Here is a 25,234-nt window from a genome sequence, read left to right on the forward strand (position 1 = left end):
CTTGAACTTTGGGAAGCAACTCTTTATATTTACTATCCGATTTTAAAATATCTGGCGAGGTAGCTCAGTCGGTTAGAGCAGTGGAATCATAATCCACGTGTCGGGGGTTCGAATCCCTCCCTCGCTACAATTTTTTCGGAGATAAGAATGTACAGTATTTTAGTTACAATAGCGCTAATCATATCCTTCTTGTTGATTGTCATAGTTTTGATGCAGTCGAGCAAAGGAGGGGGACTTGCCGGAACATTCGGCGGAACCGGGCAATTCGGTACTATGTTCGGTTCGAGAAGAACGGCTGATTTTTTGAGCAAATCTACATGGTGGCTGGCAGGAGCATTAATTGTGCTGGCTATACTAATCAACCTGTTTTTCCTCCCGGGGAAATCTGCCGTCACGGAACGAGAAAGCGTAATACAAGGCAGCGGCCAGCAATCAGTGCCGGCTACGCCAGTTTTGCCTCAACAATCGACAGAACAGCCGAATCAATGATATTTAATAAAAGGGCGGACGATTATCGCCCGCCCGTTTCATTCTTCCCTATTATAACCATCCGAGGTAAAAATGGGCAAATCCAAAAGACCAGTCAAAGCTTATAAAAACGCTGAATTCTTAAATTCTGCCGAAGCTCGTACAATCCGTATTCTGTCGGAGTATTACGAGCCGAAATCGAGATTCGAAAAAAATAAAATTATCGATACAATCGTTTTCTTCGGCTCGGCTCGAATTATATCAAGAAAAGACGCGTTAAAACTTGTCAACGAAGCAAAAAAACAAAACACGCCTGCCGGTAAAAGAAAATTCGAGAAAGCCGTTAAACTTCTTGAAATGTCGAAATACTATGAAGACGCGGTTGAACTTTCGAAAAAATTGACGCTCTGGTCGAAGAAGCTCGACGGCAACGGCAACAGGTTTATTATTTGCACCGGCGGCGGTCCCGGTATTATGGAAGCGGCAAATAAAGGCGCCTATATGGCGGGAGGCCATTCTATCGGATTAAACATCAGTATCCCTTACGAACAATTCGTTAATAAATATGTCGACCATAAACTTGCTTTTGAATTTCATTACTTCTTCATGAGAAAGCTCTGGTTTATGTACCTGGCTAAAGCGCTCATTGTATTCCCCGGCGGCTTCGGCACAATGGACGAGTTGATGGAGGTATTGACGCTTGTACAGACAAAGAAAGTAACGAAGAAAATGAAGATCATTATTTACGACGAAGCATATTGGAAAGAAATTATCAATTTCGACGCGTTGATCGATCATGGCACGATAAGTAAAGAAGATATGAAACTATTTGATTTTTGTAATACGGTCGATGAAGCCTTCGATAAGATTACGACTCATTTCAAGAAACATTTTCTGAATCAAAAGGGAAGTTTAATCGAAAATAACGGAAAAAAATAAACCCCGGATAACCGGGGTTTATTTTGTCAAGCCTTTCTTTCTCGGAGAGCTTGCTCGCGCGAAGCTCTTCGCTTGGCCTTGATCATGTCCATCCTTTTTTCAATCGACGGCTTAACGTAAAACGTTCTCTTTTTGTATTCTTTAAGGATACCGGAACGTTCGTATTTTTTCTTGAAACGTTTTAAAGCCTTGTCGATGTTTTCGTTTTCCTGGACTATGATGCCTACCACTCTTATCACCTGCCTTTGTTTGATTCTATAAAAAAATATTTAGCATTCAAACTTATAAATAAATCTTAAAAGAATCAATCCGAAGAGTGAGGAACGACCAACACAGGACATTTTGCATAGCGGATTACTTTTTCCGCCACGCTTCCCATCAATGTATGCATTAAGCCGGTTCTGCCGTGCGTTGCAATTACGATTAACGATTCCGCCTCTCCTGGTTTGTGTAACTCCGCCGCATATTTTACTATTTCTTCAAAATCAAGACCCGTCAAAAGAACCGATTTTATCCTGCTGTCGGTCTCGTCCCGTAATTCGTCGGCTATCTTTTCAAGCTCTTCCCGGGTTTGTTCCATATATTTTGATTTCAAATCGTTCTCGTCAATATTATATGATTTCATTGAAATTATCGGCGGATTCGTCTCTGCCACATGGATTATGTGAATTTCAGCATTGATCAGTTCCGATATTTGCTTGACGAGCTCGAAAGCAGAGAGAGACAATCTGCTGAAATCTGTCGGCATTATAATATTTTTTACGTTTTTCATATTACTTTTTTTTACCAGCTTTTTTTAGGAAACCTTTTGATTTGGCATAATCGAATAGCTTTGAATAGAGCATCTTCCTGGCTCTGTGAAGTCTCGAGCGGACTGTGCCAACCGGAATATCGACAAAATCGGCAATCTCTTCGTAAGAAAATCCCTCGATATCGCTTAGTATTATTACCGTTCTGAAATCCTCCGGCAAATTGGAAATCGCTCCGGTAATGTCGTCGTCCAGAAGATTGCTGAAGGCATCGGATTGATAATGATTGAATGTAATTTCCTCGGCTTTTATTGTCTCGTAAAAATTTTGTACGTCTTCGTAATCGACTTTTGCGGGCTCTTTGGTTACTTTACGGTAGTCGTTAATAAACGAATTCTTCATTATGCGGTATAGCCAGGCTTTGCAATTTGTGCCTTTTTCAAATTTATCGAAAAATCTGAATGCTTTAAGGTAAGTTTCCTGAAGCAAATCGTCCGCCTCGTCCGGGTCGCCCGTCAATCTCAACGCAAAATTGTATAGAGCGTTCATATGAGGAATTGCTTCCCGCTCGAAATCTTTGTAGACGTCTTTATTTGTCGTTATGTTATTTTCTTTGGTCATTTGTTCTGCTAATCATAAACAAGAGCATTCTTGATTTTGTCCGACAAATCCGGTAAGCAATTTAAATCGTTGCCGGATACTATAAAACCGTTAATAAGAATATAATATTCATTTTCTTCATTCGACAGCCTAAAATTTGCAGGTTCGCCTATCGCTGGCTCGCCTTGCGATTTATATGACTTCGCAATATTGACAGGCAACTCCGTATATGCCGAATGATCCGACGGTAGTTCGCCGACGATAAAGCCGTAACCGTTTCTAAGTAATTCTGCTATAGCGGTATTTGACGGAGTTGCAGCGTTTTTATAAGTGTAATACTTTAACGGTTCTAATGAAAATCCATCGAGATTATAATTTTCCCAGGCATAGTATGTGGAAAGGTCTCCGATTTCTTCTATGCTGCTTATGTAATAGAATCTTTTTTTATTAATGTCGAATTTCTTTGTCCTTTTAATTCCGATATCGACGGTGTAGGTATGATTATTTTTTTCAATGAGCAGGTTTCGAAGAATGAGGTCGTACATTCTTTCTTTGTTTTCGGGAATATTATAATAAAATTTTTCGTCATAATTCATATACGAATTATCTGCAATTGCATCGAAGGCCGCAAGCAGGAGCAGAAAATTCAACTTGCGTATCATTTCTTTACCTTCCGGCCCGAGCGTGTTTCCCGATTCGATAAGAATAACGCTTGCGCCCCTGCCCGCAAAATAATCGCCGAATGATCTCGGCTCGTGATCGTCTTTGTACCTTGCGGTCAAGCCTGCATTCAAGAATGATAGCAGTCGGTTAAGTTCTGCTATAAGTTTCATACTTTTTATTCTTCCGGGATTCAAAGAGCAGTTAAAGTCGAACGGCGGCGCAAGGAACGAAACAGCCGGCAGTTTATCGCTGTTTTCGATTGTATAGTAACGATTTTGGTCGTGCATGTTGAATGCGAAATCGGGTTTGAAATTTTCAAATTCGTTCATCAGAATTTTTGCTTCGGGCGACTGGAGTCGTAAAGCGTCACGGTTGATGTCAATACCGATTAAATTTTCCCGCGTGAACAATTCGGCGCCGTCCGGGTTGAGCATGGGAATAATCGATATTGTAAGATTTTCCTTTATTTTCTTTTTCAAATTATTAATGTCGTCTTGACGGTTGAGAAAATTAAGCAGGTCGAGAAGAGCCGCAGTCGCCGTAGGCTCGTCGCCGTGCATTTGCGTCCAAATTAAAATTTTAGTTTTGCCTTGTCCGCGCTTAATCTTAAAAATTTTCTTGCCCCCAATAGAAATTCCCGCTAATTCTACCGAGTCGTCTGCGACGAGTCTGTTCAGTACATTATAGAAGTCAGCCGGATTTATATAATCGGCATTTATATCGTCAATCTTATAAATGGAGTAATTATTGAGTAATAATTCTAATGTTTCTTTAGTTAACATAAGTTTATTTTATTATTAATCTAAAATTATGAATAAAATGGACGAAATTCAGCCGCCGGAATATTTGGCTATTGTTTTGCGGGAGAGCGGTATTTATGCAGGATTGTCGTAATAATGATAATTATCAGGGCTATTAGTAATTCCGATAACAATAATATACCCATAAAAACAAAAACTATTAAATAAAAGATAAAATGCACTATGTAAGTTATCAGAAGCGTTACTATAACCTGACCGGTTCTGATTTTGAAGAAAAGTAGAACGCTCAAGATCAGGATAAATAATGGCATCAAAGTTACAATAAAAAAGGCAAGCTCGGGAAAAATATTCATTTCTTCCGTCAATCTATCGAATAACGGTTTGGGCTGCAGCAGCGACAATAATGAATTCATAAAAAGATAAAATATTAAAGAATAATGTAATATTGCAATCACAATGCTTGAAATTTTATTATTTGCTGATTTGATAATTTTAACCATTCTATTAATCCGTGCCACTTCCAGGCCGGACTGCATTTAACAATCCGGCCCTAATGGCGCCCTCGACACGCTACAAAAATAAATTATTATTCGGATAGTAGATAGGGACAAACTCCCAATGTAAAGGGGAAAAAATCCTAAAAAAGTACTAATTCAAGGTTAGTTTAAGTATTTGAGGTACTGAGATTGGAAGAAGAATCGTCGATATGAAGTCCGTTATTATTTTTTAAATACTGTTCAATTTCTAAGTTTTTATCTTTAACAATTTGCATTAATTCCGACTTAGTACTGACATTTAATTTTTCTTTTATTACGCTTCTGTAATAATCGATCGTTTTTTTTGAGAGATTTAATATCTGGGCAATTTCCTTGGATGTATAACCGTCCCCGATATATTTTAGTATCTCGATTTCTCTGTTTGTAAGTCCTAATTTTTTAAGCTCCGAAATGAAAGTTAGGGGCGATTCGATGTTGCCAAGTCGCTTTTTTGCCAATTTTTCAAAAATTTTCAAATTAAGCGGAATTGAATAATTAGGTCCCGCTAAAGTAATTAATAATACAAGAATTATATTGGCTGAGAGACGTAGAGGATATAACTCCTTCAAGAGATTGTTATCCGTATAGTATAAATATTTCGATGTAATAATAATAAAGTGAATCGCTATAAGCGCCAGCAAATAAAGATAAACTTTTTTTTCGGTAATAAGCGTCGTAATAAATTTGCTTGAAAAATAAAAGCAAAGGAAAAGAATTAAAAGTATGATAGCTATTACTTTATCCAAAGAGTCAGGGTCAATAGATAAATAAAATATTGTGCTGAAGATAATGGCGGCTTTATATTTGGTATCGATATCTGGTAGCGCCAAAATAGAAAATAATAAAACGCCGATGTAGTAATAATTATGTAGGTAGTAGATGCCTGTCGATGTGGCAAAAAGCATTAATATCGGGTCCGATACGGCGTAGATAAAGAAGAAATAAAAAAACTTGTGACCTCTGAATCTAATCAGCGGACCTAAGTAGCTAACGTATAATACCAGAAATAATAGTCTAACCGGATCCATATCTTTTCAATAATAAGTTATGTAAAAATAATAAATTTATAGGAGGGCTTCAATTATTTTTAACGCGGCATACGTTCGATAGGCTGCAGAACCTGCAGGCGATAGTTTCCCTGTTATCGTGCGCGGAAATATGGAACCGCCCCTTAATTATACCGTCGGCAAATTCCTCCGCTTTTTCAATGGCATTTTTGATTTTGTCATCTATAGTGGTTTTGTCACGAGATTTGGTCAGCGAATTCTTGCCAAAGGAATTACTGTTGTACTTTAAAGTATAGATGTAGAGTTCATGAGGGGTAAAATCTTTACCGGTATAATTTTTAAGGAGCTGCGAAGCTATATGAGCGTAAAGCGGCAGCTGCAACGACAAGCCTTTTTGCAGGTCGGATCCGGAGGGTTTTGCAATGCCTGTTTTGTAGTCGATAATGTCAAAAGAATTTTCGTGAAGGTCTATACGGTCGATTTTTCCCTTAAGTTTGAGGTTCGGCGTGATTTCGACAGCTTCAACGGCGCTCAACTCCTCGTCTACATCGGTGAGTTTTTTTCTGCCGAAGGAAACTTCGAAGTATTCGGGACGAAATCCTTCGCGCGCATATACGATTTCTTGTTCGAGAAATTTATTTAGTATGGATTGTTTTCTGTCATTGTTTATTCCCAAAATAATTTCTTTTTCGAAGAATGAAAGAGGCGATCTGAAAATTCCGCTGTCAATGGCTTCTTCGGCAACTGAAAAAAGTAAGTTCTCAGCTGCTTCTCTGTCGGTTGCAATATCTATGTTATCCTTTTTTACGTGTAAGTAGAATTTGAATAAGATGTAATGCAGCAGATTTCCCAGTTCTATCGACTCAACGTCTTCCGTAGGTTGCGATTCCGGTTCTACTTTTAATATTCTTTCGATGAAATATTTAAATGGGCAGCGGGCATAAGTTTCTAATTGTGAAACTGAAAAAACATTTTCGTCGTGGAGGTCTCTGTATTTATCCATTGTTTCCGCGTCAATGTATCCGCCGTATTCGAAATTATCCGGATTTTGCCGGCGTGCCTCCTCAATTTTTAACGCTTTTGCTATTTTCTCGGTATCCGTTCTCGAAAAATTGTAATCACACTTTTTGCCCTGACCGTAATTAATCAGCCATTCTTCTTCCGAATAAATAAATTCATCCAAATTCCGTATGTCTGCTTCTTCAATTTCAAATAAGGACTCGAATTCGCTCAGGAAAGTTGATTTGATTAATTCTCTTCCGTTGTCAGACAGCGGATACGATAAGTATAACTGTTTTTCCCATGCGCACAATGTTTTGTAAAAAAGATATCTTTCTTCCAGTTGGTGAATCCTTGCTCCTTTTTTAAATTTGCCGCTGAAAAAGATTTCGGGATTATATCTTGTGGGCAAATCCCCTTCGCATAATCCGCCGATAAAAAGGTAGTCGAATTTCAGTCCCCGAATTTCGTCCGGCGTGGTAATTGTTATGCCGTATCCGGATTTTTCTTTCGTGTTAAACCGGGTCCACTGCGCTATGGTTCTCAACTGCTCAATAAAAAAATTCAATTTGAATTTACGGTCTTTTCCGTATTCCTCTGATAGTAAAAAAAATATCTCGTCAAGAGTTTCGATGAATTTCTCGAACGCCCTTATATTTTCTTCCCGGATGTTTCTGTCCGTTCCGTCGGATAAAATTTTAAACGGCAATCCCGATTTATAAATAAATTTCTTCAAACAATCGTCGAACTCCCCTATCGAGTATTCCCGGTTCAAACTTTCGAACGGCTTCAGGAAATCAATCAGATTTTCAAAATCTTTTTTTGCCTGAGTGAAAGAAACCCCGTTATCGTCGCCGTATAGCGAAAATTTTTCGGCTTCGGCAGCCTGTTCCAGCGCGGAAACCCAATTTGTTTTGCCGGCAATAATTTTTAATTCAACTGCGGCTTTAGAAAGATTTGCGGCTGAAATGCCGCTTGTGTTCAATAGGCTGTTGCTTAAGGCTCTCAATATATTCTGATAGAAAAAATCGCTTTCGATGATTTCGAGGAAATTTATTATACCGTTGACGGCGTTGTTGTTCGCAAGAGTAAATCTGTCTGTCAGATTAATTGGAAGTCCGTTTTTTCTGAAAACATCTCTTACAGTTACCGAGTAATTCTGTATGTTATTAAAGACGACGCATATGCGATGCGGGTCGGCGTTTTTTTCTTTTATTAATCTCTTTATTACTCTGGAGATGGTTTCCGCCTCTGTTTCGCGATCGTCGCATTTGAGAATTGAAATATTTCCCTCGGTTTTGGTCTTGCTTGTTTTTATTTTGTTCGGAGTAAAATTAAATAAATTTTCTTTTAGCTTTAGTTTATAACCGCTCTCCGGAAAACTGCTCGTATCATAAATTTTAACGAAGCCTTCTCTTTCGAAATGCGAATAATGCTCGTCTAGGTGACCGAAAAGGAATTTATTGTCTTTGTTATAATCGAAATTAATGTAAAGACGCACATTCTTGATGTTCGATATTCGGCTCAGAATTTTAATTTCCGGATATGTGAAATCGATAAACTCGTCCCCGAAAACGAATTGTGCTTCGGGCAAATATTCCCTGAAATTCTTTTCGAAATTATTATCGTCTAGATTTAAAAGTTCATAATAAACGTCGCCAATTTCAAAGGCTTTTGCGGCGTAGCATTTCTTTTTGTATTCCTCGTAAATGTCCGCTATGTCGAGGGCTTTTTGTCTTTCTTTCGTGTCGAGTTCGCCTGCGGTTTCTCTCAAATTTTCCGGCAATATGCCGTGGCGTTTGTATTCGGAGATTACATTTTTTATTCTGTCCAGCGTACCGTAGGGGATATCTCCGTTGTAGACCCTGAAATACCGCAGCTTTACGCAGTTTACCGCCTGTTTTATAAATACAGACGCCGCGGCGTCGCTTAAGATCTTATAATTGTATGTCTTGCTGAGAATTCCCGCGGCTAAAGTAGAAAGAGTTTCAATATTAATCTTTCCGGTAGAACGTCCGGGAGCGCTGGAAATTAGTTCTTTCTTTAAATGGCGGGCTTTTCTGTTAGTCGGAACGAGAAATACTGCCTCGTTCAATTTCCCTGAATTTATTAGCCGATCGATCGTTATGGAAATGTTGAATTTTGAATCTTGTTCTTTAGTCAGAATCATAAAGCGAGTCGATTAAATTTTTATATGAGCATCTTAATTCTTCTTCGTCGTTCAATTTAAGAAGTTCTACTATAAAATTGAACTCCCGGACGGCATCTTTTTTATTGCCTGCTAAAACGGTTTCAAGCTCGATGAAGTATCCCAACTGTTTTACCTTATCCAGATGTATGCGCGTATTTTTATAGACGTACAACAGACGTATCTTCTCGACAATTGTCTCGGTTCGGAGAATGTCCTTCAGATAGTCGTACGGAGCGTCGCCGTCCAAATTCAAAATTTGATATTTGCTCCACCTCTTTCCGGATTCGTTCCGGTTATATTTTATCAGATAATGCTTTCCGTTTTCAATCCGTAATTTTAACAAACCTTTGTCGTAAGCGAAATAAATATCTTTCTGATTTAATTGAGAAACAAAAGGTATATTGTTATTTTTTAAGTGAGTAAGAAATCTTCTGTGCGATTTTACCCTTACTTTTAGTTCGAGGTTTTGCGGCATGTTAAACCTATCGGTAATTAAATTTGTTTTTGTTATTGTCTAATATACATATTAGTTGAGAAAATTGATTGAACAGCCGAAAAGGAGGTGCGTCATGAAAAGATTTGCGCTTATGATGATTTTGCTGCCCATGCTTTCAATATACGGACAACGCATCGGCAAGCTTGCGCCGGAAAAACCGAACGAGGTATTTCCGGAGAAAAGTTGGGGTGTCGATATTATGTTCGGCGAAGGCGGATTCGGGTTGGGTACTTTTTTCAGAAAAAGTTTAAGCGAAAATATTACCGGATTTGTAGACCTCTCGTTCTCCGAATCGAAAGACGAAAGGGAAATCGAATACATCGATCCGTATTTCGGTATTCCGTATGTTATTGGAAAGAAAAACCGCGTATTCCTCATCCCGCTGAATTTAGGAGTCCAGTACAGACTGTTCAGTAAAACTCTGACGGATAACTTACGCCCTTATGTAAATGCGGGCGTCGGGCCGACGTTTGTTCTTACAACCCCTTACGAAAAAGAATTTTTCTCGTCTTTCGGGGACTCTAAAATGCATTATGCTGCCGGCGGGTATGTCGGCATAGGCGCAAATTTCGGAATCAGTAAAAAGAATCTTGCCGGGCTGAACGTGCGTTACTATTTTATTCATATGCTCGACGACGGCGTAGAAAGCCTTGAAGGAAAAGTGCGCAAGGATTTCGGACATATTTATATTACCTTAAATCTCGGAATAATGTATTGAAAATGAAACGAGGACTGAGTTAAAAATAAAGGCTGCTTTCGAGCAGCCTTTTTTTATTTCCATTTTATGGTACACCCGATTGTAAAAGTCTCGGGCACGGATATTTCTTTACCGGCGAGCAATTCGTCGAGCGCGTCTCTCAGATAATTTTGCTTTACCGCCGAAGGGTCCTGCCAGTTGTCGTCAATTTTGCCGTGAAAACGGAGTTCGCGGTTTTTGTCGAACAAAAAGATTTCCGGAGTGTGAGTCGCTCCGTAGGCTTTTGCCGTTTCCTGCGTCTCGTCCCGCAGGTAAGGAAAATTAAATTTTTTCTCCTCGGCTCTCTTTTTCATCTCCTCGAACGAATCCTCGGGATAATTTACATCGTCATTCGAATTGATTGCGACAACCTGAACTCTTGGAGCGTAGTCTTCCTGGATCTTTATTATTCGGTCTTCATACGCCTTAACATAAGGACAATGATTGCAGCTGAAAATAACTATTAGCGCCTCTTTGTCTTTGAAGCTTTCGAGGGAGTATGTTTTGCCGTCAACGCCTTCCAGACTGAAATCGGGCGCTTTGGATCCGAGTTTTAAAGTGTCAGTAGCCATAATTTTCTCCTTTCTTCTGTATGTGATTAATAAACTTAACGTCCAGCTTATTATTCCCGCTATAAAAACTTCCCAAAGAAAGTCTACCGGGGAGTTCGAATTAATTCTTTCGTTAACGTTCCACATAAACGAAATAAGTATTAAAATTGTTCCTGTCGCCGAAAGTATTATAGCGGCAGGTTTTATGGAATGGTTCTCGACTTTAATCCTCGACTCGAGAATGTAGTATAAGATAAAAAACAACGATACGATAATAGGCGCCAGAGCCGGGGATATCCACGGAATAGGTATCAGGAAGAGCAAGTCGTCGTCAAGAAGTGACTGCGGCCAATTGAGCAGGATTTTTAGCCAGACGTAGTAGAAAATATCCCAGATGCCGAAAGTCAACAGAAAAGCCGCAAATCGTTTTCGAAAATTAGCTCCGTACATATACGATACCGCCGTCAACATCATCAAAGTGGAAATTTCCCTTCCGATTTCTATAATTAATATCTTGGATTCGATCGGTTCTAAAGGAAAACGAAAACCGGCGGGATAATAAATTTTCCGTAAGTAGACTACAACGCTCGCTTCAAGGTAAGACATCGCTATTGAAAACAAAACCAGATATATAAATTTTTTGTTCATCTTTGCCCTGCGGTATTCGGATATCAAATTTAAGAAAGCCATGAGAGAATTAAAAGGCGAATGCAGTTTATAGTTGAAAACTTCGACGAATATTTTTATTTTTTCGATGCCACTGCGGAAGCGGTGGCAATTTTTTTTTACGAAACGACAATAATAGAAAAAGGAGTTACCGACGTGGCACATTTTGTATACTTGAGTAAAGAACGAATGCGGGAAATTGAAAAAGAACTCAATGAATTGAAAACCAATGGCAGAAAAAAAATGGCGGAAAAAATTGCCGAAGCTCGCGCGCACGGCGATTTATCGGAAAATGCCGAATACGACGCCGCCAAAGAAGAACAGGGTCTCCTGGAAATGAAAATCAGTAAGCTCGAAGAACTCCTCTCGCGAGCCAGAATTATCGATACTTCGAATATGCCGAAAGACCAGGTTCATATCCTTTCTACTGTAAAAGTAAAAAATCTCAAAAATCAAAAAACCTATACATATACTCTTGTATCTCCGGAAGAAGCAAATCTTGAGGCGGGTAAAATTTCGATTTCTTCGCCTGTCGGACAGGCGCTAATCGGCGCTAAAGTGGGTCAGACTGTCGAGGCTAAAGTTCCGGCCGGCATTATAAAATTTGAAATCTTAGAGCTGGAATAAATTGCTAGACGAATCTTACATTCAGATTACGCATCAATTGGCCGAAAAAGGGAAAGGCGCCGTTAGTCCCCTTTCCCTTAGAGGAGTTGTTATTGTAAACGACGGTAAAATAGTCGGCGCCGAATTTCTGAAAGACCGTTTGTCGGAACAGCCTGAATTTATTCTTTTTTCAAAATTAAAAAACATTCCGAAGGGTTCCGTCCTCTATTCCAATATTAATCCCGTTATTAAATCGGGAGAAGAAGAAAGGTATATCTCTCTTTTCCGAAATTCGGGAATAAAAAAAATGGTCTTCGGCGTACTGGACAATAATTCTCTTTTCTACAATAAAGTCGCCAAAAAATTGAAAGAAAACGGAATCTCGGTTATCTCCGGAATTATGGAAAGAGAATCGGCCGATTTGAACCGCTTCTTTTTGAAATATAGTTCTTCCAAATTACCTTTTGTCACATTGAAGATGGCGCTGACGCTCGACGGTAAAATTAGCGACATAAACGGCAATTCGAAATGGATTACTTCCGTTGAATCGAGAAGTTTGGTCCATGAATTGCGCACCGAATACGATGCAGTCCTTGTCGGATACAATACTGTCAAAACCGATAAGCCTTCGTTAACAGTTAGACTCGTCGAAGGACGAAATCCCAAAAGAATTGTGCTCGATACCCGTCTGGAACTCAAACCGAATTCCGATCTCGTACGAAAAAATAATGACAATAACCTGATAATTGTTACCGACAAAAAAAACAAAGACATGCCGAAATTGGCTAAATATTACGAAGCCGGCGTAGAGTTTATCTTTGTTCCGGTTACTTCCGAAGGGATGCTCGATCTCAAATCCCTTGTGAGAAAACTGGGAAAATTGAATATTACTTCGATACTCGTGGAGGGGGGAGGCAGAGTCTTTTCGTCGTTTATTAAAAGCAAACTCGACGACGAGATTCTTTTGTTTATAGCTCCTAAACTGCTCTGCGAAGGAATTCCATTGTGCAGCGGTCTCGGTATAAACAGTCTTTCAAAAGCTCACAAGTTCCAGATGAACGACGTGCGAAAAATCGGAGAAGATGCTTTGATTCGTCTTACGAGAAGGTAAGGACTCTGAATGATTAGAAAGGTCGAAGAAAAAGTAATTAATTTTATCAAAGAACACGAGCTTGTTAAGGAGGGAGACAATCTGTTGATTGCTCTCAGCGGAGGACCCGATTCCGTTTTCGCTCTTTCGTTTTTTATTAAATACTCCGGGAAATATAAATGCCTTCTCCACGCCGTCCATTTCAACCATCATTTGAGAGGAAAAGAATCCGACCGCGACCGTGACTTTGCAGTATCGCTCTGCGATAAATTGAAAGTGCCTCTTGCGGTTGTCGACCTGGACGTAAAGGAATATGCAAAAAAGAATAAACTTTCGGTTGAAGAAGCCGCTCGTAATCTAAGATATGAAAAACTCTTCGAGCTCTCGAAAAAGCTGAACGCTAAAATAGTGACGGCGCATAATAAAAACGACAATACCGAAACCGTTTTGCTCAATTTGATAGCCGGAACGGGAATAAGCGGTATTTCGGGCATTCCCGTCAAAAGAAATAATATAATACGTCCGTTTCTTGTATTGACGAAAGATGAAATTTTGTCCTATCTTGCTAGCAGAAATATCGGGTTTCGAATCGACAGTACGAATCTTAAAAATGATTACCGCCGAAATTATATCAGAAATAAAATAATTCCTCTCTTTAAGAAAATAAATCCGTCTCTCGACGAAGCGGTCTTTCGTACGTCCAAAACAATTGAGAATTATTCGGGTTTTTTAGAGAAAGAAATCGAACAAATCGCAGAGACATTTTTAGCCGTTAAACAAAATAAACTTTCGGTAAAAACTTCGGCATTTAAAAATGTTGACGCCGCGCTCCTTAATGATGCAATCAGAAAGGCGGTTAAAAGCATCTGGAAAGTAGAACTCGATTTTTCGGATTTGAAATCGATAAGTAAATTGACGCAAACCGGAAAATCGATCGAATTGAGAAACCGTCTCTGCGCAATCAAACAAAGAGGATGCGTAACAATTTACAAGCCGGAAGAAACGGGAGATGTCAAAGTGTATTTGTCGCCGGGATCGAGCGTGAAAATTTTTGAGCTTACGATCGGAATTACTCCCGTTGACAAAACGAAAGTTCGTTACCGAAAAACCGGAAAAGTTGAATATATTTCGGGAGACAATTTATCCGAAAATTTTATCGTCAGGAAATGGAAACCGGGGGATAAATTTATTCCGCTGGGTATGAAAACTCCCAAGAAAATTTCGGATTTCCTTACCGATTCCAAAGTAGCCCCTGTCGACAGGAAAAATCAACTTGTCTTGACAAACGGGAACTATATCGTCTGGGTTGTCGGTTTAAGGATAGACGAGCGATTTAAAATATCAACAAACACAAGGAAGATATTTAAGTTATGGATGAAATGATTAATCCCGTTAATAATGAAATATGGGTCGGAACGGAAAAGTTTGTGCCCTATATCACCGAAGAAGAGATTCAAAAGAGAATAAAAGAATTGGGTCGGGAGATTTCCGCCGACTATAAAACAAAATTACCGATTTTCATCGGCGTTTTGAACGGCTCGTTCATGTTTATGTCCGACTTGATGAAAAATATTTCAATCAAATGCGAGGTCGATTTCTTCAAACTTTCGAGCTATGGCGATTCGAAAATCAGTTCGGGCAACGTTAAACTTATAAAAGACCTTAACGCCGACATTTCCGACAGGCATTTGATTATCGTAGAGGATATAGTCGACAGCGGATTATCCATCAAATATATCGAAGAATTGATTGCCGGACACAATCCCGCAAGCATGAAAGTGGTCTCGCTGCTGGTTAAACCGGGGAGTTTAAAATATGACGTTAAAATTGATTATATTGGATTTGAAATTAAAGACAAATTTGTAATCGGCTACGGTCTCGATTACGCCCAAAAATACAGAAACTTAAAATCTATTTACGTACTGAGTGAATAAATTGAGGTTATAAAGGAATGCCAAACGAGTATAAAAAGAAAAGTCCCAAACCGAAAAAACCGTTAAACAATAATAACGATCAAAAACCCGACGGCGAATTCGACTGGTCGAAAATTATAAGAACGGTTTTCAGCTGGGGCGCAATTATTGTAATAGCGGTCATAATAATGCAATTTATGCGCACCGGAACGGAAAACGCAATTGAAGTGCCCTACGATCTTTATGAAAGCTTTTTGAATCAGGATAAGATTGCGGAAGCAAAAGTCTATAAAACCGACATTAACGACTACCGTTTCGAAGGCAAGCTTAAAACACAGGAAAACGTAAATCTAAACGGCGTAAATGTCGAAGTTAAGGTTTTCGTTGTTACTCTTATTGAACCTGTAATATCCGAACAGGTGAAATTATGGAAAGAAAAGAACATTAAGTTTACATTCGTAAAAGATACCAACGAATGGACAACCATTTTGTTGGGCTTTCTGCCCTGGATTATTTTATTCGGCGTATGGATACTTTTATTTAGAAGAATGCAAGGCGGAGCAGGAGGCGCTAAAGGATTATTCAACTTCGGAAAAAGTCGTGCAAAGTTGATTACCGAATCGGCTATAAAAGTTACGTTTAAGGACGTAGCAGGTGCGGACGAAGCCAAACTGGAACTCGAAGAAATTATCGAATTCCTGAAAGAGCCGGGCAAATTTCAGAAGCTGGGCGGTAAAATTCCGCGCGGCGTCCTATTGCTGGGACCTCCCGGAACCGGTAAAACTTTACTGGCGCGCGCCGTTGCAGGAGAAGCCGGAGTGCCGTTCTTTTCGATATCCGGAGCCGATTTTGTCGAAATGTTTGTAGGAGTAGGCGCAAGCCGCGTTCGCGACCTGTTCGAGCAGGGCAAGAAAAACGCTCCCTGTATCATATTCATAGACGAAATTGACGCAGTCGGGCGGCACCGGGGCGCCGGACTTGGCGGCGGCCATGACGAGCGCGAACAAACCCTGAATCAACTCCTTGTCGAGATGGACGGCTTCGAACAAAACAGCGGCGTAATAATTATTGCCGCTACAAACAGGCCCGACGTCCTCGATCCTGCATTGCTCAGACCCGGCAGATTCGACCGCCAGATTGTCGTCGACCGTCCGGACGTAAAAGGCAGGGAAGGAATTCTTAAAGTGCATACGCGTAAAATTCCTCTCGATTCCGACGTCGATTTGAGCGTTCTTGCCAAAGCTACGCCGGGACTCGCCGGCGCCGAGTTGGCAAATCTGGTTAACGAGGCGGCTCTGCTTGCAGCCCGAAAGAATAAAAAGAAAGTCTCGATGGAAGATTTCGAGGAAGCCAAAGACAAAGTGATGATGGGAATGGAACGAAAGAGTCTTATTATCTCCGAAGAAGAAAAGAAAATTACGGCTTATCATGAAATCGGGCATGTGCTCGTAGCTAAAATGCTTCCGGAAGCCGATCCTGTTCATAAAGTTACGATTATACCGCGCGGCAGAGCGCTCGGTGTAACCACTTATCTGCCGGTCGACGAAAAACATACTTACTCCAAAGAATATCTCGAATCGATGATAACATACGCTCTCGGAGGACGCGCGGCGGAAAAGATCGTATTTAAACGATTTACTACCGGGGCGGGCAACGATATCGAAAAAGCCACAAATATTGCCCGCAAAATGGTTTGCGAGTGGGGTATGAGCGAAAAATTAGGTCCTCTGTCTTACGGTTCTAAAGAAGAAGAAATTTTCCTCGGACGTGAAATTACGCGGCATAAAGATTACAGCGAAAAAACTGCCCAGGAAATCGACGATGAAATTAAGAATATTGTGATGACGTGCATGAACAGGGCGGAAAAAATTCTTTCGGATAATATCGATTTGCTCCATAAACTTTCGAAAGAATTGCTCGAAAGAGAAATTCTCGACGGCGAAGAAATCGAAAAAATTATCAAAGGCGAGGAACTTCCGCCGGTAAAAAGGAATAACAGCGAGAGTAAAAAAGAAGAAAACGAAGTGCCGGATCATGTCAAACAATTACTTGAAGAAAGAAAGAAGAGAGAAACCGGAGACAATAACGATAAGCCGGATAATGCCGACTGATTACGCGACTATCGACTATAAAAACGAAGTGCTCAGAAAAGCAATTCATCTGTGCTCGCTTTCGATTCCGGTTATCTATTACCATATAACCAAGGAATTGGCGCTCAGCATACTAACGCCGCTTCTGGTAATTTCGCTTATAATTGACTTAGGCAGGTATTACGTTAAACCGGTCAGCGATTTCTTCTATAAGATATTCGGATTTCTTCTGAGAAATCACGAAAAAGATCATACAACGAAAAGATTAAACGGCGCAACTTACGTTTTGATTTCAGCCGTTATTGTGGTGTCAGTTTTCCCGAAGGTTATCGCCGTTACGGCTTTTGCGGTTCTGATAATCGGGGACATAGCCGCGGCGCTCGTTGGCAGAAAATTCGGGCATACGCCGCTTTTGAAGAAAAGTCTTGAAGGCACATTCGCGTTTTTCTTTTTTTCAGGATTGGTTGTGCTCTTTACTCCAAAAGTAACAGGCGGCGTGGCTGAGTATTTTATCGGATTTGCGGCTGTGGCAGTCGGTGCCGTAGTAGAAAACCTATCGGCGGGTTTTCTCGATGACAATTTAACAATCCCGATTTCGGTGGGAGTGGTTATGTGGATTTTATATGCCGTTCTGTTTCCCGATATGTCGCTTATTCTGCACAACGTCCCTTACTGAAACAATTATCTGAAGCCCCGTGTATAACGTCAAAAAATAGAATTGAGCCATGAAAAAAAGATATCTATTACTTATTCCGTTATTGATTGCACTGATAGTAGGATGCGACGCCAAAAAAAGCGCTACAGGCAACGAAGACGAAATTTATGTCTTCGCCGATTCCACCGAATACGAACAGATCGAAGCGTCTCTTTTGACCGTCTTCAGCAAGATAATCTACACACCGCAACCTGAAAATTTATTTATTCTTATAAGAAAAGACATTTCGGAGCTCGATAAATACAAAAACAAGAAAAACATAATAATAACCGCACCTCTCGGCAGCGGCTCTAATACTTCGAATTATATCGACGGACTGCTTAATCAACAGGTTAAAGAAATGGTGCGTCAGGATTCGGTTTTTGTGATTAATAAATATGACTTGTGGGCGAGGGGACAATTGGTAATGATTCTGACCGCTAAAGATTTGAATGAGCTCGGCAAGAAAATTCTTAACGAGCACGAAAACCTGCTCTATTATTTTCAAAAAATTTCAAACGAACGTCTCTTCAAGAGTTTGTACAATTCGCGATACGAAAGAAAAGAAATAGAAGCCAAACTTCTTAAAAATTACGGATGGCTGATTTACGTCCAGGCGGATTACCATCTGGCAATCGACAAGCCGGAACACAATTTTGTATGGCTGCGCCGAGCTCCCGGCACCGATATGGAAAGATGGATTTTTGTTCACTGGATTGACAATGCATCGCCGCTGCTCCTTAATAAAGATTCGGTTTATGCAATTCGCAACAGGATTACGGAAAAGTTTTACAGGACTTCGGACGACTCCAGTTACGTTTTAATTGAAGACAATTACAGAACGACGAAAGAAGTCAATTTCCTGGGACGTTACGCCTTGATGACCCAGGGATTATGGAAGATGAAAGACGGCTCTATGGGCGGTCCGTTTATCAATTATACTTTTTATGACGAACCGACCAAACGCCTGTATATGCTCGACGCTTCAATTTATGCGCCGAAATATTATAAGAAGAAATTGATTCAGCAGGTCGATGTTTTACTGCAGTCGTTTATGACCGAACGGGAAGTGGATCCGGAGAAAAAAGAAGAATTACTCGAAGAGCTGGAATAGCCGGCTTAGGAGGTATATTTCTCGAACATCCGGTTGTTAAACTTGACGATAGCGTTGAATTCGCGCATGAATTCTTCGGGGCTTCGATCGAAAAACGCAGCCAAGAGGTTTTTCTTTTCCGAAGCCAGAGGGACGATTGTACTTTTGGAATTGAATATAATTTGAATTGCGAGTTCGATTTCTTTTAGCTTTTTGTAATTTTCACCCAGAGTTTCAAAGTCATTTTTGTCGATTTCTTTCGCCAGAAATTCCAGGGTGTAAACTGTCGGCTTGCCGAAAGTGGATTCGAAAATTTGAGCGTTCGTAAGCGCTATAAATTGAGTTAAAAAATCGATCGTCAGCAAACCGCCCCGCTGTTTTTTAATGTTGAAAGTATCGCCCGTCGTGAGTATTCCGTCTTTCTGAATCTTGTAGTACATCTCCAAAATATCTTTTTTCAGATTGCCTGCGTCGGATTCGTAAACATTTAAGGCAACTTCCTTCCTGAAATTTTCGAATAATTCCGGTACTCCCGTAATCATACGCGTTTTCCACAAGGCTTGAAGTTCCCACGTTCGCGCCCTTGTCTTCAAATATTGTTTGTAATTCGATATATCCCAAACCAGGGGGGAGCTTTTACCTTCCGGCCGAAGACGAAAATCGATTTCGAACATTGGAAGCTTGTCCTTTAGTTTTCCAAGCACCTTTTGAAAAACGGAGTGAATTTCGGGATGCTTTGTAATATCATCCGTCACAACTATTAAATCGATATCGGAAGCAAAATGCATTTTAATCGTGCCGTAACTGCCCAGCCCGGCAATGAAAAACGGGAATTCGTCTTTATAGACCTCGCATTCTTCGCGTATGACCGAGTCGATAAATTTACATAAAATTTCGGAAACTCTGTTTACGTCGATAAATCCTAAAATATATTGGAGGGACGCTGACAGGACTATTTTGTTCAAATTAAAATTACTCAGGTCATCGAATAAATTTTTCAGAAATACTTCTCCGGACAGGAACGATTCTTCGGCAAGTTTGTCTATTACAATTACGTCTACGGCTTTAGAGGCAAATTCGCATATTCGCAAAAAATCTTTGAAGAAATCCGCGCCGGATAGCTGCGTATACCAGATAGAAGGAAATTTTGTCGCCCTTATAATCTTTACAAAGTTTTCGAGCGTAATGTCCGGAGCGGCTGATTTTTGCAGATATGACGCCAATTCTTTTTCCAGTCCGGAAAATATCTCGATAGTGCGGGAGTCAAATTGTTTTTGTTCCAGGTACCCGATACCGCTGCGGAGGTATTTGAGATTCTTTTCTGCGCGATTGACGTCGGCAAATTTTATATCGCCGAATAAATCCGACGACTCTTCATCCGATTCCCCGAGTATGTCGTTATATATTTTTCTGACTTCCTTCCTGTACCTCTCCAATTTTTCATTGAACTCTGTCGGACTTTTAAATCCGAGATATTTGCAGAGCTTATAGAGCATTTCGCCTTCTTCGGGAATCAGATGGGTTTGAGTGTCGTTCATCAGTTGTAGAAAATGCTCGATTTTTCTGTAAGTAATATATGCGTTCTTTAACAGTTCGCTTTCGCGTTCGTTTAACAAATTATGCGAACTGAGAATTTTAATGGCTTTCAGAGTGTTGCCGGTCCTCAGTTCTTTTATTTTGCCGCCGTTAATCAATTGAAGCGCCTGAACGGTAAATTCAATGTCCCGTATTCCGCCTGCAAACAACTTTATGTTTTTTTCGGATTTGTTATGCAGTTCAATGTTCGCTTTCATCTTTTTGATTTGAGCTTTTAGCGGCTTGGCGAATGAGGAAGGGAAGATATAGGGCTGAAGAAAATCGTAAAACTTTTTGTAAAGCTTTCTGTCGCCGGAAACAAAATCGAGCTTAATAAGCATTTGTCTTTCCCAATCTTCGCCGCGCGCTTCGTAATAACGCGTGTAATCAGCGTACGATTTGCAAAGCGGCGAGTATTTGCCGTCGGGTCTCAATCGGAAATCGACTCGGTATATATAACCTCTTTCGGTAATTTCCGTTGAATATTTAATGTAAAGCAGAGCCGCTTCCGACAAAATTTCGTGGTATTCTTTATTGCCGTAGGACCGGTTCTCGTCATAAAAGAGAAGCATATCGACGTCGGAACTGTAGTTCAGTTCGTTGCCGCCCAATTTGCCGAGAGCGCATAAACAATATTTGTTGTCTACTTCCTGCAGGTCGTGTTTTTTTAAAATTTCCGAATAACAAAAATCGAATAAGACGGAATTGACAACCTTAGCAAGCGTCGACAACTGATAAGTAATTTCTTCCAGATTTCTTATTCCCAATAAATCGGTTAATCCGATTTTGAGTATATATCTTTTTTTGAACTGACGTATGTAGTTTAATTTCGCATTAACGGTTGAATATCTGCCGATGCCGGAAATCAATTCGCTTTTCAGGTTGTCTTCATCGAGCAAACGTTCGAGATATTTCTGGTCGAAAATCTGGTAAAGATATTCCGGATTGCGTACAATAATATCGGTAAGATAATTGCTGCTGGCTGTAATGGTTATAAGAATTTCGGAATGATGGGGATAGACCAACAGTTCGCTCAGGAAACTGCGCTTATCGTATATGGCGTTGAGCGCTCTTATCAGATTTACTTCAGATGAAGGCGAAAAGTAGTATTTCGACGCTTCCTCTTCGAGAAGACTTAAAACCAACTCGAACTCCTCGGAGCTAAGCGACCCCTCGGCGAGTTCGATGAATCTTTTCGTAAATTCTTCCGAAAATCGAAATTTCTTTCTTTTCATATTCTGACGATGGTTTGAAAAACAAAGATAATAATATTCCATTCCAATTTTAACAGTAAGCAGAAACAAACAGAAGTATCGGCTTTATAAGTCTCTGAAATGACGTTTAATTGCATTTCAGAACCTCATTATTTAACTTTCAACTTCGAAAAACAGGAGTGATTGATGATAAGTACGCTATTGAAAAAAATCTTCGGAGATAAGAATACCAAAGCTTTAAAAGAATTATGGCCTATAGTTGACAAAATCAACGAGGAATACGAAAAGCTAAAAGACTTAACGGACGACGAACTTAGAGCCAAAACAGCCGAATTTAAGGAAAAAATTCAATCGGAAACGGCGGATATACGTAATAAAATAGACGAGCTCAAATCCGGTCTGGCTCACATAGAGAATGCGGACGAAAAGCATAAAGTATACGACGAAATAGAAGAACTAGAAAAAGAACTCGATGAAAAATACGAGGAAATTCTAAATGAAATATTACCGCAAGCATTTGCGGTTGTAAAAGATACGTGCAGAAGGCTTGTCGGCAAGTCGTGGGAAGTGGCCGGTTCAAAAATTACGTGGGATATGATTCCTTACGATGTACAGCTGCTCGGCGGTATTGTATTGCATCAGGGTAAAATTGCGGAAATGGCTACCGGCGAAGGTAAAACTTTGGTGGCTACTCTGCCGCTCTATCTGAACGCTCTTACCGGTAGGGGCGTCCATCTGGTAACGGTAAACGACTATCTCGCAAAACGCGATAGTCAATGGATGGGCGAAATTTTCAAATTCCACGGACTTACCGTAGGATGTATACTAAATAATATGGCGCCGGAAGACAGAATAAAAGAGTACAATTGCGATATTACCTACGGCACGAATAACGAATTCGGATTCGACTATCTGCGCGACAATATGGCGATCGATAAAAATCATTGCGTTCAAAGAGGCCATAACTATGCAATAGTGGACGAAGTCGACTCGGTGCTTATCGACGAAGCCAGAACTCCTCTCATAATCTCCGGTCCGGTCGAAAAAACCGAACATAAATTCGACGAGATGAAACCCCGCGTCGAGCGTCTTTTCAGAAAACAGGCTAATTTGGTCGCTTCGATAGTGAAGGAAGCTGAGAGTCTGCTCGCTACCGGCGACACGAAGGAGAGGGAAAAAGCCGGAGTTTTGCTTTTGAGAGCCTACAGAGGTTTTCCTAAAAACAAAGCTTTGATGAAATTGCTCTCCGAACCGGAATACAAAAAATTACTCCAGCAGACCGAATTGGAATTCCTGAGAGAAAATGCAAAGAGAATGCCCGAGATAGACGAAGAACTTTACTTTGCAATCGACGAAAAGCTCAATCAAATCGACCTGACCGAAAAAGGTCGCGAAGAATTGGCAACCGGCAGCAACGAAGGCAAAGAATTTTTCGTTATTCCCGACCTCGGCACCGAAATAAGCAAAATTGAAAACGACCCGAATCTTTCACCGGAAGAAAAACTTAAAAAGAAAGACGAACTTTATAAATTATTCTCCGAGCGTTCCGACAGAATTCATACCATTAATCAATTGCTGAAAGCATACACGCTCTTCGAAAAAGATGTTGAATATGTAGTTACGGAAGACGGTAAAATTGCTATAGTCGACGAATTTACTGGGCGTATTCTTCCGGGCAGAAGATATTCGGACGGACTTCATCAGGCTATCGAAGCAAAAGAGAACGTTAAAGTCGAAAGAGATACCCAGACGCTGGCTACAATTACTCTCCAAAATTACTTTAGATTATACAAAAAACTCGCCGGTATGACCGGTACCGCCGAGACGGAAGAAAATGAATTTTATGAAATTTATAAACTGGAAGTCGTTGTTATTCCTACAAACAAGCCCGTTATAAGAGCAGACGAAGACGACGCAATCTACAGAACCAAAAGAGAAAAGTATAACGCGGTTATTGAAAAAATAAAAGAATTGAGAGAACAAAGACGTCCTGTTCTTGTAGGCACTACGAGCGTCGAAGTGTCTGAAACTTTGAGCCGAATGTTGAAGCGACAGGGAATTCCTCATAATGTATTGAACGCAAAACAACACGAGCGCGAGGCGGAAATTGTGGCTTATGCGGGTCAGCCCGGCGCCGTTACGATTGCAACCAACATGGCGGGACGCGGTACGGATATTAAACTGGGCGCCGGCGTCAGAGAAGTCGGAGGCCTTTATATACTCGGCACGGAACGACATGAGTCGCGTCGTATCGACAGGCAATTGCGCGGTAGAGCCGGAAGACAGGGCGACCCCGGTACGTCCAAATTTTTCATTTCGCTCGAAGACGACCTGATGCGGCTTTTCGGTGGCGATAGAATTACTTCCGTTATGGGCAGACTCGGAATGGAAGACGGCGAAGCCATTCAGCATCCGATGATCAGCCGCTCGGTTGAAAGAGCCCAGAAAAAAGTCGAAGAAAACAACTTCGCTATTCGTAAACGACTGCTGGAATTCGACAACGTTATGAATCAGCAGCGCGAAGTGATTTATGCCAAGCGTCGCCAGGCTTTGGAAGGAGAACGCCTCAAAGGCGAAATTATGGAATATCTTGAAGAATATGTCGATGCCCTTGTCGAAGAAAATTTTGACGAAGGTAATTTCGACAAAATTCACGACGATTTATTCCAGAAGATCCTTGTCGATATTAAATTCGAACCCGATGCAATTGAAAAACTGGGTAAAGACGGCGTAAAGGAAAAAATACTCGAAGCAGCAAAAGACTTCTACAAACGAAAAGAAGAAATGCTCGGCGAGGAATTGATGTCCCGCCTTGAAAGATATGCAGTGCTCAGCGTCATCGACGAAAAGTGGAAAGAGCATTTACGCGACCTGGACGACCTTAAAGAAGGTATCGGATTGAGAGCCTACGGTCAGAAAGATCCGCTTCTCGAATACAAATCAGAAGCCTTCAAATTATTTGTACAACTGCTCAATACAATCAGAGACGATGTAATATCATTTGCCTTTAAGTTCTGGCCGCAGGGAGCCGTCGAAGTTCAGGAGCAAAGGAGACAACCTCAAAGAATTAGCACAATAAAGGATTCCGCCGATAATCTCGGGTTAAGAGCGCAACCGCAGGAAGATACGACCACAATGGTTAAGAAAAAACCGATTCGGGTTGAAGAAAAAATCGGCAGAAACGACCCTTGCCCTTGCGGCAGCGGAAAAAAATACAAAAATTGCCACGGTAAACTTTCTAATTAGAGGACTTTATGAAAAAAATAGAAGCCATAATTCGTCCTTTCAAACTCGACGAAGTCAAAGAGGCTCTCCTCGAAGTAGGCGTAAGAGGAATGACAATTACAGAAGTCCGCGGCTACGGGCGTCAAAAGGGCCATAAAGAAACTTACAGGGGGAGCGAATATCAAATCGAATTCGTTCCCAAAATTAAACTCGAAGTCGTAGTCGACGAATCGATTTTCGAAAAAGCCATCGATGCCATCTTAACTACAGCCAAAACCGGACAGGTGGGCGACGGCAAAATTTTTATTTCCGATATTTCCGATGCAATCAGAATTCGTACCGACGAATCGGGCACCGAAGCGCTTTGAAATT

The 25,234-nt window shown here is 40.6% G+C and carries 22 protein-coding genes and 1 tRNA gene; 13 read left to right on the forward strand and 10 right to left on the reverse strand.

Going from position 1 to position 25,234, the window contains the following annotated elements; translation table 11 throughout:
- Positions 1 to 53 precede the first annotated feature (53 nt).
- The 3 genes from ACOYVE_RS14115 (at position 54) to ACOYVE_RS14125 (ending at position 1,407) form a co-directional block, all read left to right on the forward strand.
- Positions 54 to 127: transfer RNA gene (locus ACOYVE_RS14115), tRNA-Met, on the forward strand.
- Positions 128 to 147: 20 nt separating this feature from the next.
- Complete coding sequence (secG, locus tag ACOYVE_RS14120; RefSeq protein WP_014855132.1) at positions 148 to 489, forward strand: preprotein translocase subunit SecG; 342 nt, start codon at positions 148 to 150, stop codon at positions 487 to 489.
- 72 nt (positions 490 to 561) lie between these two features.
- Complete coding sequence (locus ACOYVE_RS14125) at positions 562 to 1,407, forward strand: TIGR00730 family Rossman fold protein (RefSeq protein WP_014855131.1); 846 nt, start codon at positions 562 to 564, stop codon at positions 1,405 to 1,407.
- A 26-nt stretch (positions 1,408 to 1,433) separates the two neighbouring features.
- Here the strand turns inward: ACOYVE_RS14125 and rpsU are convergent, their stop codons facing one another.
- From rpsU to ACOYVE_RS14165, 8 genes are all read right to left on the reverse strand, one after another.
- On the reverse strand, positions 1,434 to 1,637 hold the full coding sequence (gene rpsU / locus ACOYVE_RS14130) for a 30S ribosomal protein S21 (RefSeq protein WP_014855130.1): 204 nt from the start codon (positions 1,635 to 1,637) through the stop codon (positions 1,434 to 1,436).
- A 74-nt stretch (positions 1,638 to 1,711) separates the two neighbouring features.
- Positions 1,712 to 2,179 carry a universal stress protein gene (locus ACOYVE_RS14135; protein ID WP_014855129.1) on the reverse strand — a complete coding sequence of 156 codons (468 nt, stop codon included), beginning with the start codon at positions 2,177 to 2,179 and terminating at the stop codon, positions 1,712 to 1,714.
- 1 nt (position 2,180) lies between these two features.
- Positions 2,181 to 2,777 carry a sigma-70 family RNA polymerase sigma factor gene (locus ACOYVE_RS14140; RefSeq protein WP_014855128.1) on the reverse strand — a complete coding sequence of 199 codons (597 nt, stop codon included), beginning with the start codon at positions 2,775 to 2,777 and terminating at the stop codon, positions 2,181 to 2,183.
- Between the two features lie 8 nt (positions 2,778 to 2,785).
- A complete protein-coding gene (locus ACOYVE_RS14145; RefSeq protein ID WP_014855127.1) occupies positions 2,786 to 4,201 on the reverse strand; it encodes a M14 family zinc carboxypeptidase in 1,416 nt (471 codons plus the stop codon).
- A gap of 68 nt (positions 4,202 to 4,269) precedes the next feature.
- Positions 4,270 to 4,680, reverse strand: a complete 411-nt coding sequence (locus ACOYVE_RS14150) for a hypothetical protein (RefSeq protein ID WP_014855126.1) — start codon at positions 4,678 to 4,680, stop codon at positions 4,270 to 4,272.
- Positions 4,681 to 4,844: 164 nt separating this feature from the next.
- Positions 4,845 to 5,744 (reverse strand): response regulator transcription factor, encoded by a 900-nt coding sequence (locus tag ACOYVE_RS14155; protein WP_081489435.1) that lies wholly within the window; start codon positions 5,742 to 5,744, stop codon positions 4,845 to 4,847.
- 49 nt (positions 5,745 to 5,793) lie between these two features.
- A complete protein-coding gene (locus tag ACOYVE_RS14160; protein ID WP_422882479.1) occupies positions 5,794 to 8,892 on the reverse strand; it encodes a PD-(D/E)XK nuclease family protein in 3,099 nt (1,032 codons plus the stop codon).
- Positions 8,879 to 9,388: a class IV adenylate cyclase gene (locus tag ACOYVE_RS14165; protein WP_014855123.1), complete on the reverse strand. Its 510-nt coding sequence runs from the start codon at positions 9,386 to 9,388 to the stop codon at positions 8,879 to 8,881. Before ACOYVE_RS14165 ends, ACOYVE_RS14160 begins: the two co-directional genes overlap by 14 nt.
- Before the next feature lie 94 nt (positions 9,389 to 9,482).
- On the opposite strand from ACOYVE_RS14165, the gene ACOYVE_RS14170 reads away from it, so the two are divergent.
- Entirely contained in the window at positions 9,483 to 10,127 is a 645-nt protein-coding gene (locus tag ACOYVE_RS14170) for an outer membrane beta-barrel protein (protein WP_014855122.1), read from the forward strand.
- 53 nt (positions 10,128 to 10,180) lie between these two features.
- Here ACOYVE_RS14170 and ACOYVE_RS14175 read toward each other — a convergent pair whose 3' ends face one another.
- Positions 10,181 to 11,344, reverse strand: a complete 1,164-nt coding sequence (locus ACOYVE_RS14175) for a thioredoxin family protein (RefSeq protein ID WP_226990964.1) — start codon at positions 11,342 to 11,344, stop codon at positions 10,181 to 10,183.
- A 174-nt stretch (positions 11,345 to 11,518) separates the two neighbouring features.
- Here ACOYVE_RS14175 and greA point away from each other — a divergent pair, with 174 nt between their 5' ends.
- Genes greA through ACOYVE_RS14210 form a run of 7 tightly spaced genes read left to right on the forward strand, consistent with a single transcriptional unit; the run spans position 11,519 to position 18,869 of the window.
- The gene (gene greA / locus ACOYVE_RS14180) at positions 11,519 to 11,989 is read left to right on the forward strand and encodes a transcription elongation factor GreA (RefSeq protein ID WP_014855120.1); all 471 of its coding nucleotides are present in this window, start codon (positions 11,519 to 11,521) and stop codon (positions 11,987 to 11,989) included.
- 1 nt (position 11,990) lies between these two features.
- A complete protein-coding gene (ribD, locus tag ACOYVE_RS14185; protein ID WP_014855119.1) occupies positions 11,991 to 13,079 on the forward strand; it encodes a bifunctional diaminohydroxyphosphoribosylaminopyrimidine deaminase/5-amino-6-(5-phosphoribosylamino)uracil reductase RibD in 1,089 nt (362 codons plus the stop codon).
- 9 nt (positions 13,080 to 13,088) lie between these two features.
- A complete protein-coding gene (gene tilS / locus ACOYVE_RS14190) occupies positions 13,089 to 14,441 on the forward strand; it encodes a tRNA lysidine(34) synthetase TilS (RefSeq protein ID WP_014855118.1) in 1,353 nt (450 codons plus the stop codon).
- A complete protein-coding gene (gene hpt / locus ACOYVE_RS14195) occupies positions 14,438 to 14,992 on the forward strand; it encodes a hypoxanthine phosphoribosyltransferase (RefSeq protein ID WP_051015897.1) in 555 nt (184 codons plus the stop codon). The genes tilS and hpt overlap by 4 nt, the downstream gene beginning before the upstream one ends.
- A 17-nt stretch (positions 14,993 to 15,009) precedes the next feature.
- Positions 15,010 to 17,082 (forward strand): ATP-dependent zinc metalloprotease FtsH, encoded by a 2,073-nt coding sequence (gene ftsH, locus ACOYVE_RS14200; protein ID WP_014855116.1) that lies wholly within the window; start codon positions 15,010 to 15,012, stop codon positions 17,080 to 17,082.
- Positions 17,072 to 17,737, forward strand: coding sequence for a diacylglycerol/polyprenol kinase family protein (locus ACOYVE_RS14205; protein ID WP_014855115.1), 666 nt, complete (start codon positions 17,072 to 17,074; stop codon positions 17,735 to 17,737). Before ftsH ends, ACOYVE_RS14205 begins: the two co-directional genes overlap by 11 nt.
- A 49-nt stretch (positions 17,738 to 17,786) precedes the next feature.
- On the forward strand, positions 17,787 to 18,869 hold the full coding sequence (locus ACOYVE_RS14210; RefSeq protein WP_014855114.1) for a DUF4837 family protein: 1,083 nt from the start codon (positions 17,787 to 17,789) through the stop codon (positions 18,867 to 18,869).
- Positions 18,870 to 18,874: 5 nt separating this feature from the next.
- On the opposite strand, the gene ACOYVE_RS14215 is transcribed toward ACOYVE_RS14210, so the two are convergent.
- The gene (locus ACOYVE_RS14215) at positions 18,875 to 21,658 is read right to left on the reverse strand and encodes a hypothetical protein (RefSeq protein WP_162098590.1); all 2,784 of its coding nucleotides are present in this window, start codon (positions 21,656 to 21,658) and stop codon (positions 18,875 to 18,877) included.
- 165 nt (positions 21,659 to 21,823) lie between these two features.
- Here ACOYVE_RS14215 and secA point away from each other — a divergent pair, with 165 nt between their 5' ends.
- Both secA and ACOYVE_RS14225 read left to right on the forward strand, forming a co-directional pair.
- On the forward strand, positions 21,824 to 24,883 hold the full coding sequence (gene secA / locus ACOYVE_RS14220; protein WP_014855112.1) for a preprotein translocase subunit SecA: 3,060 nt from the start codon (positions 21,824 to 21,826) through the stop codon (positions 24,881 to 24,883).
- Between the two features lie 8 nt (positions 24,884 to 24,891).
- Complete coding sequence (locus tag ACOYVE_RS14225) at positions 24,892 to 25,230, forward strand: P-II family nitrogen regulator (protein WP_014855111.1); 339 nt, start codon at positions 24,892 to 24,894, stop codon at positions 25,228 to 25,230.
- Positions 25,231 to 25,234 lie beyond the last annotated feature (4 nt).

Origin of the sequence: Melioribacter sp., from assembly GCF_049325435.1 — a bacterium.
Taxonomy (GTDB): Bacteria; Bacteroidota; Ignavibacteria; order Ignavibacteriales; family Melioribacteraceae; genus Melioribacter; species Melioribacter roseus.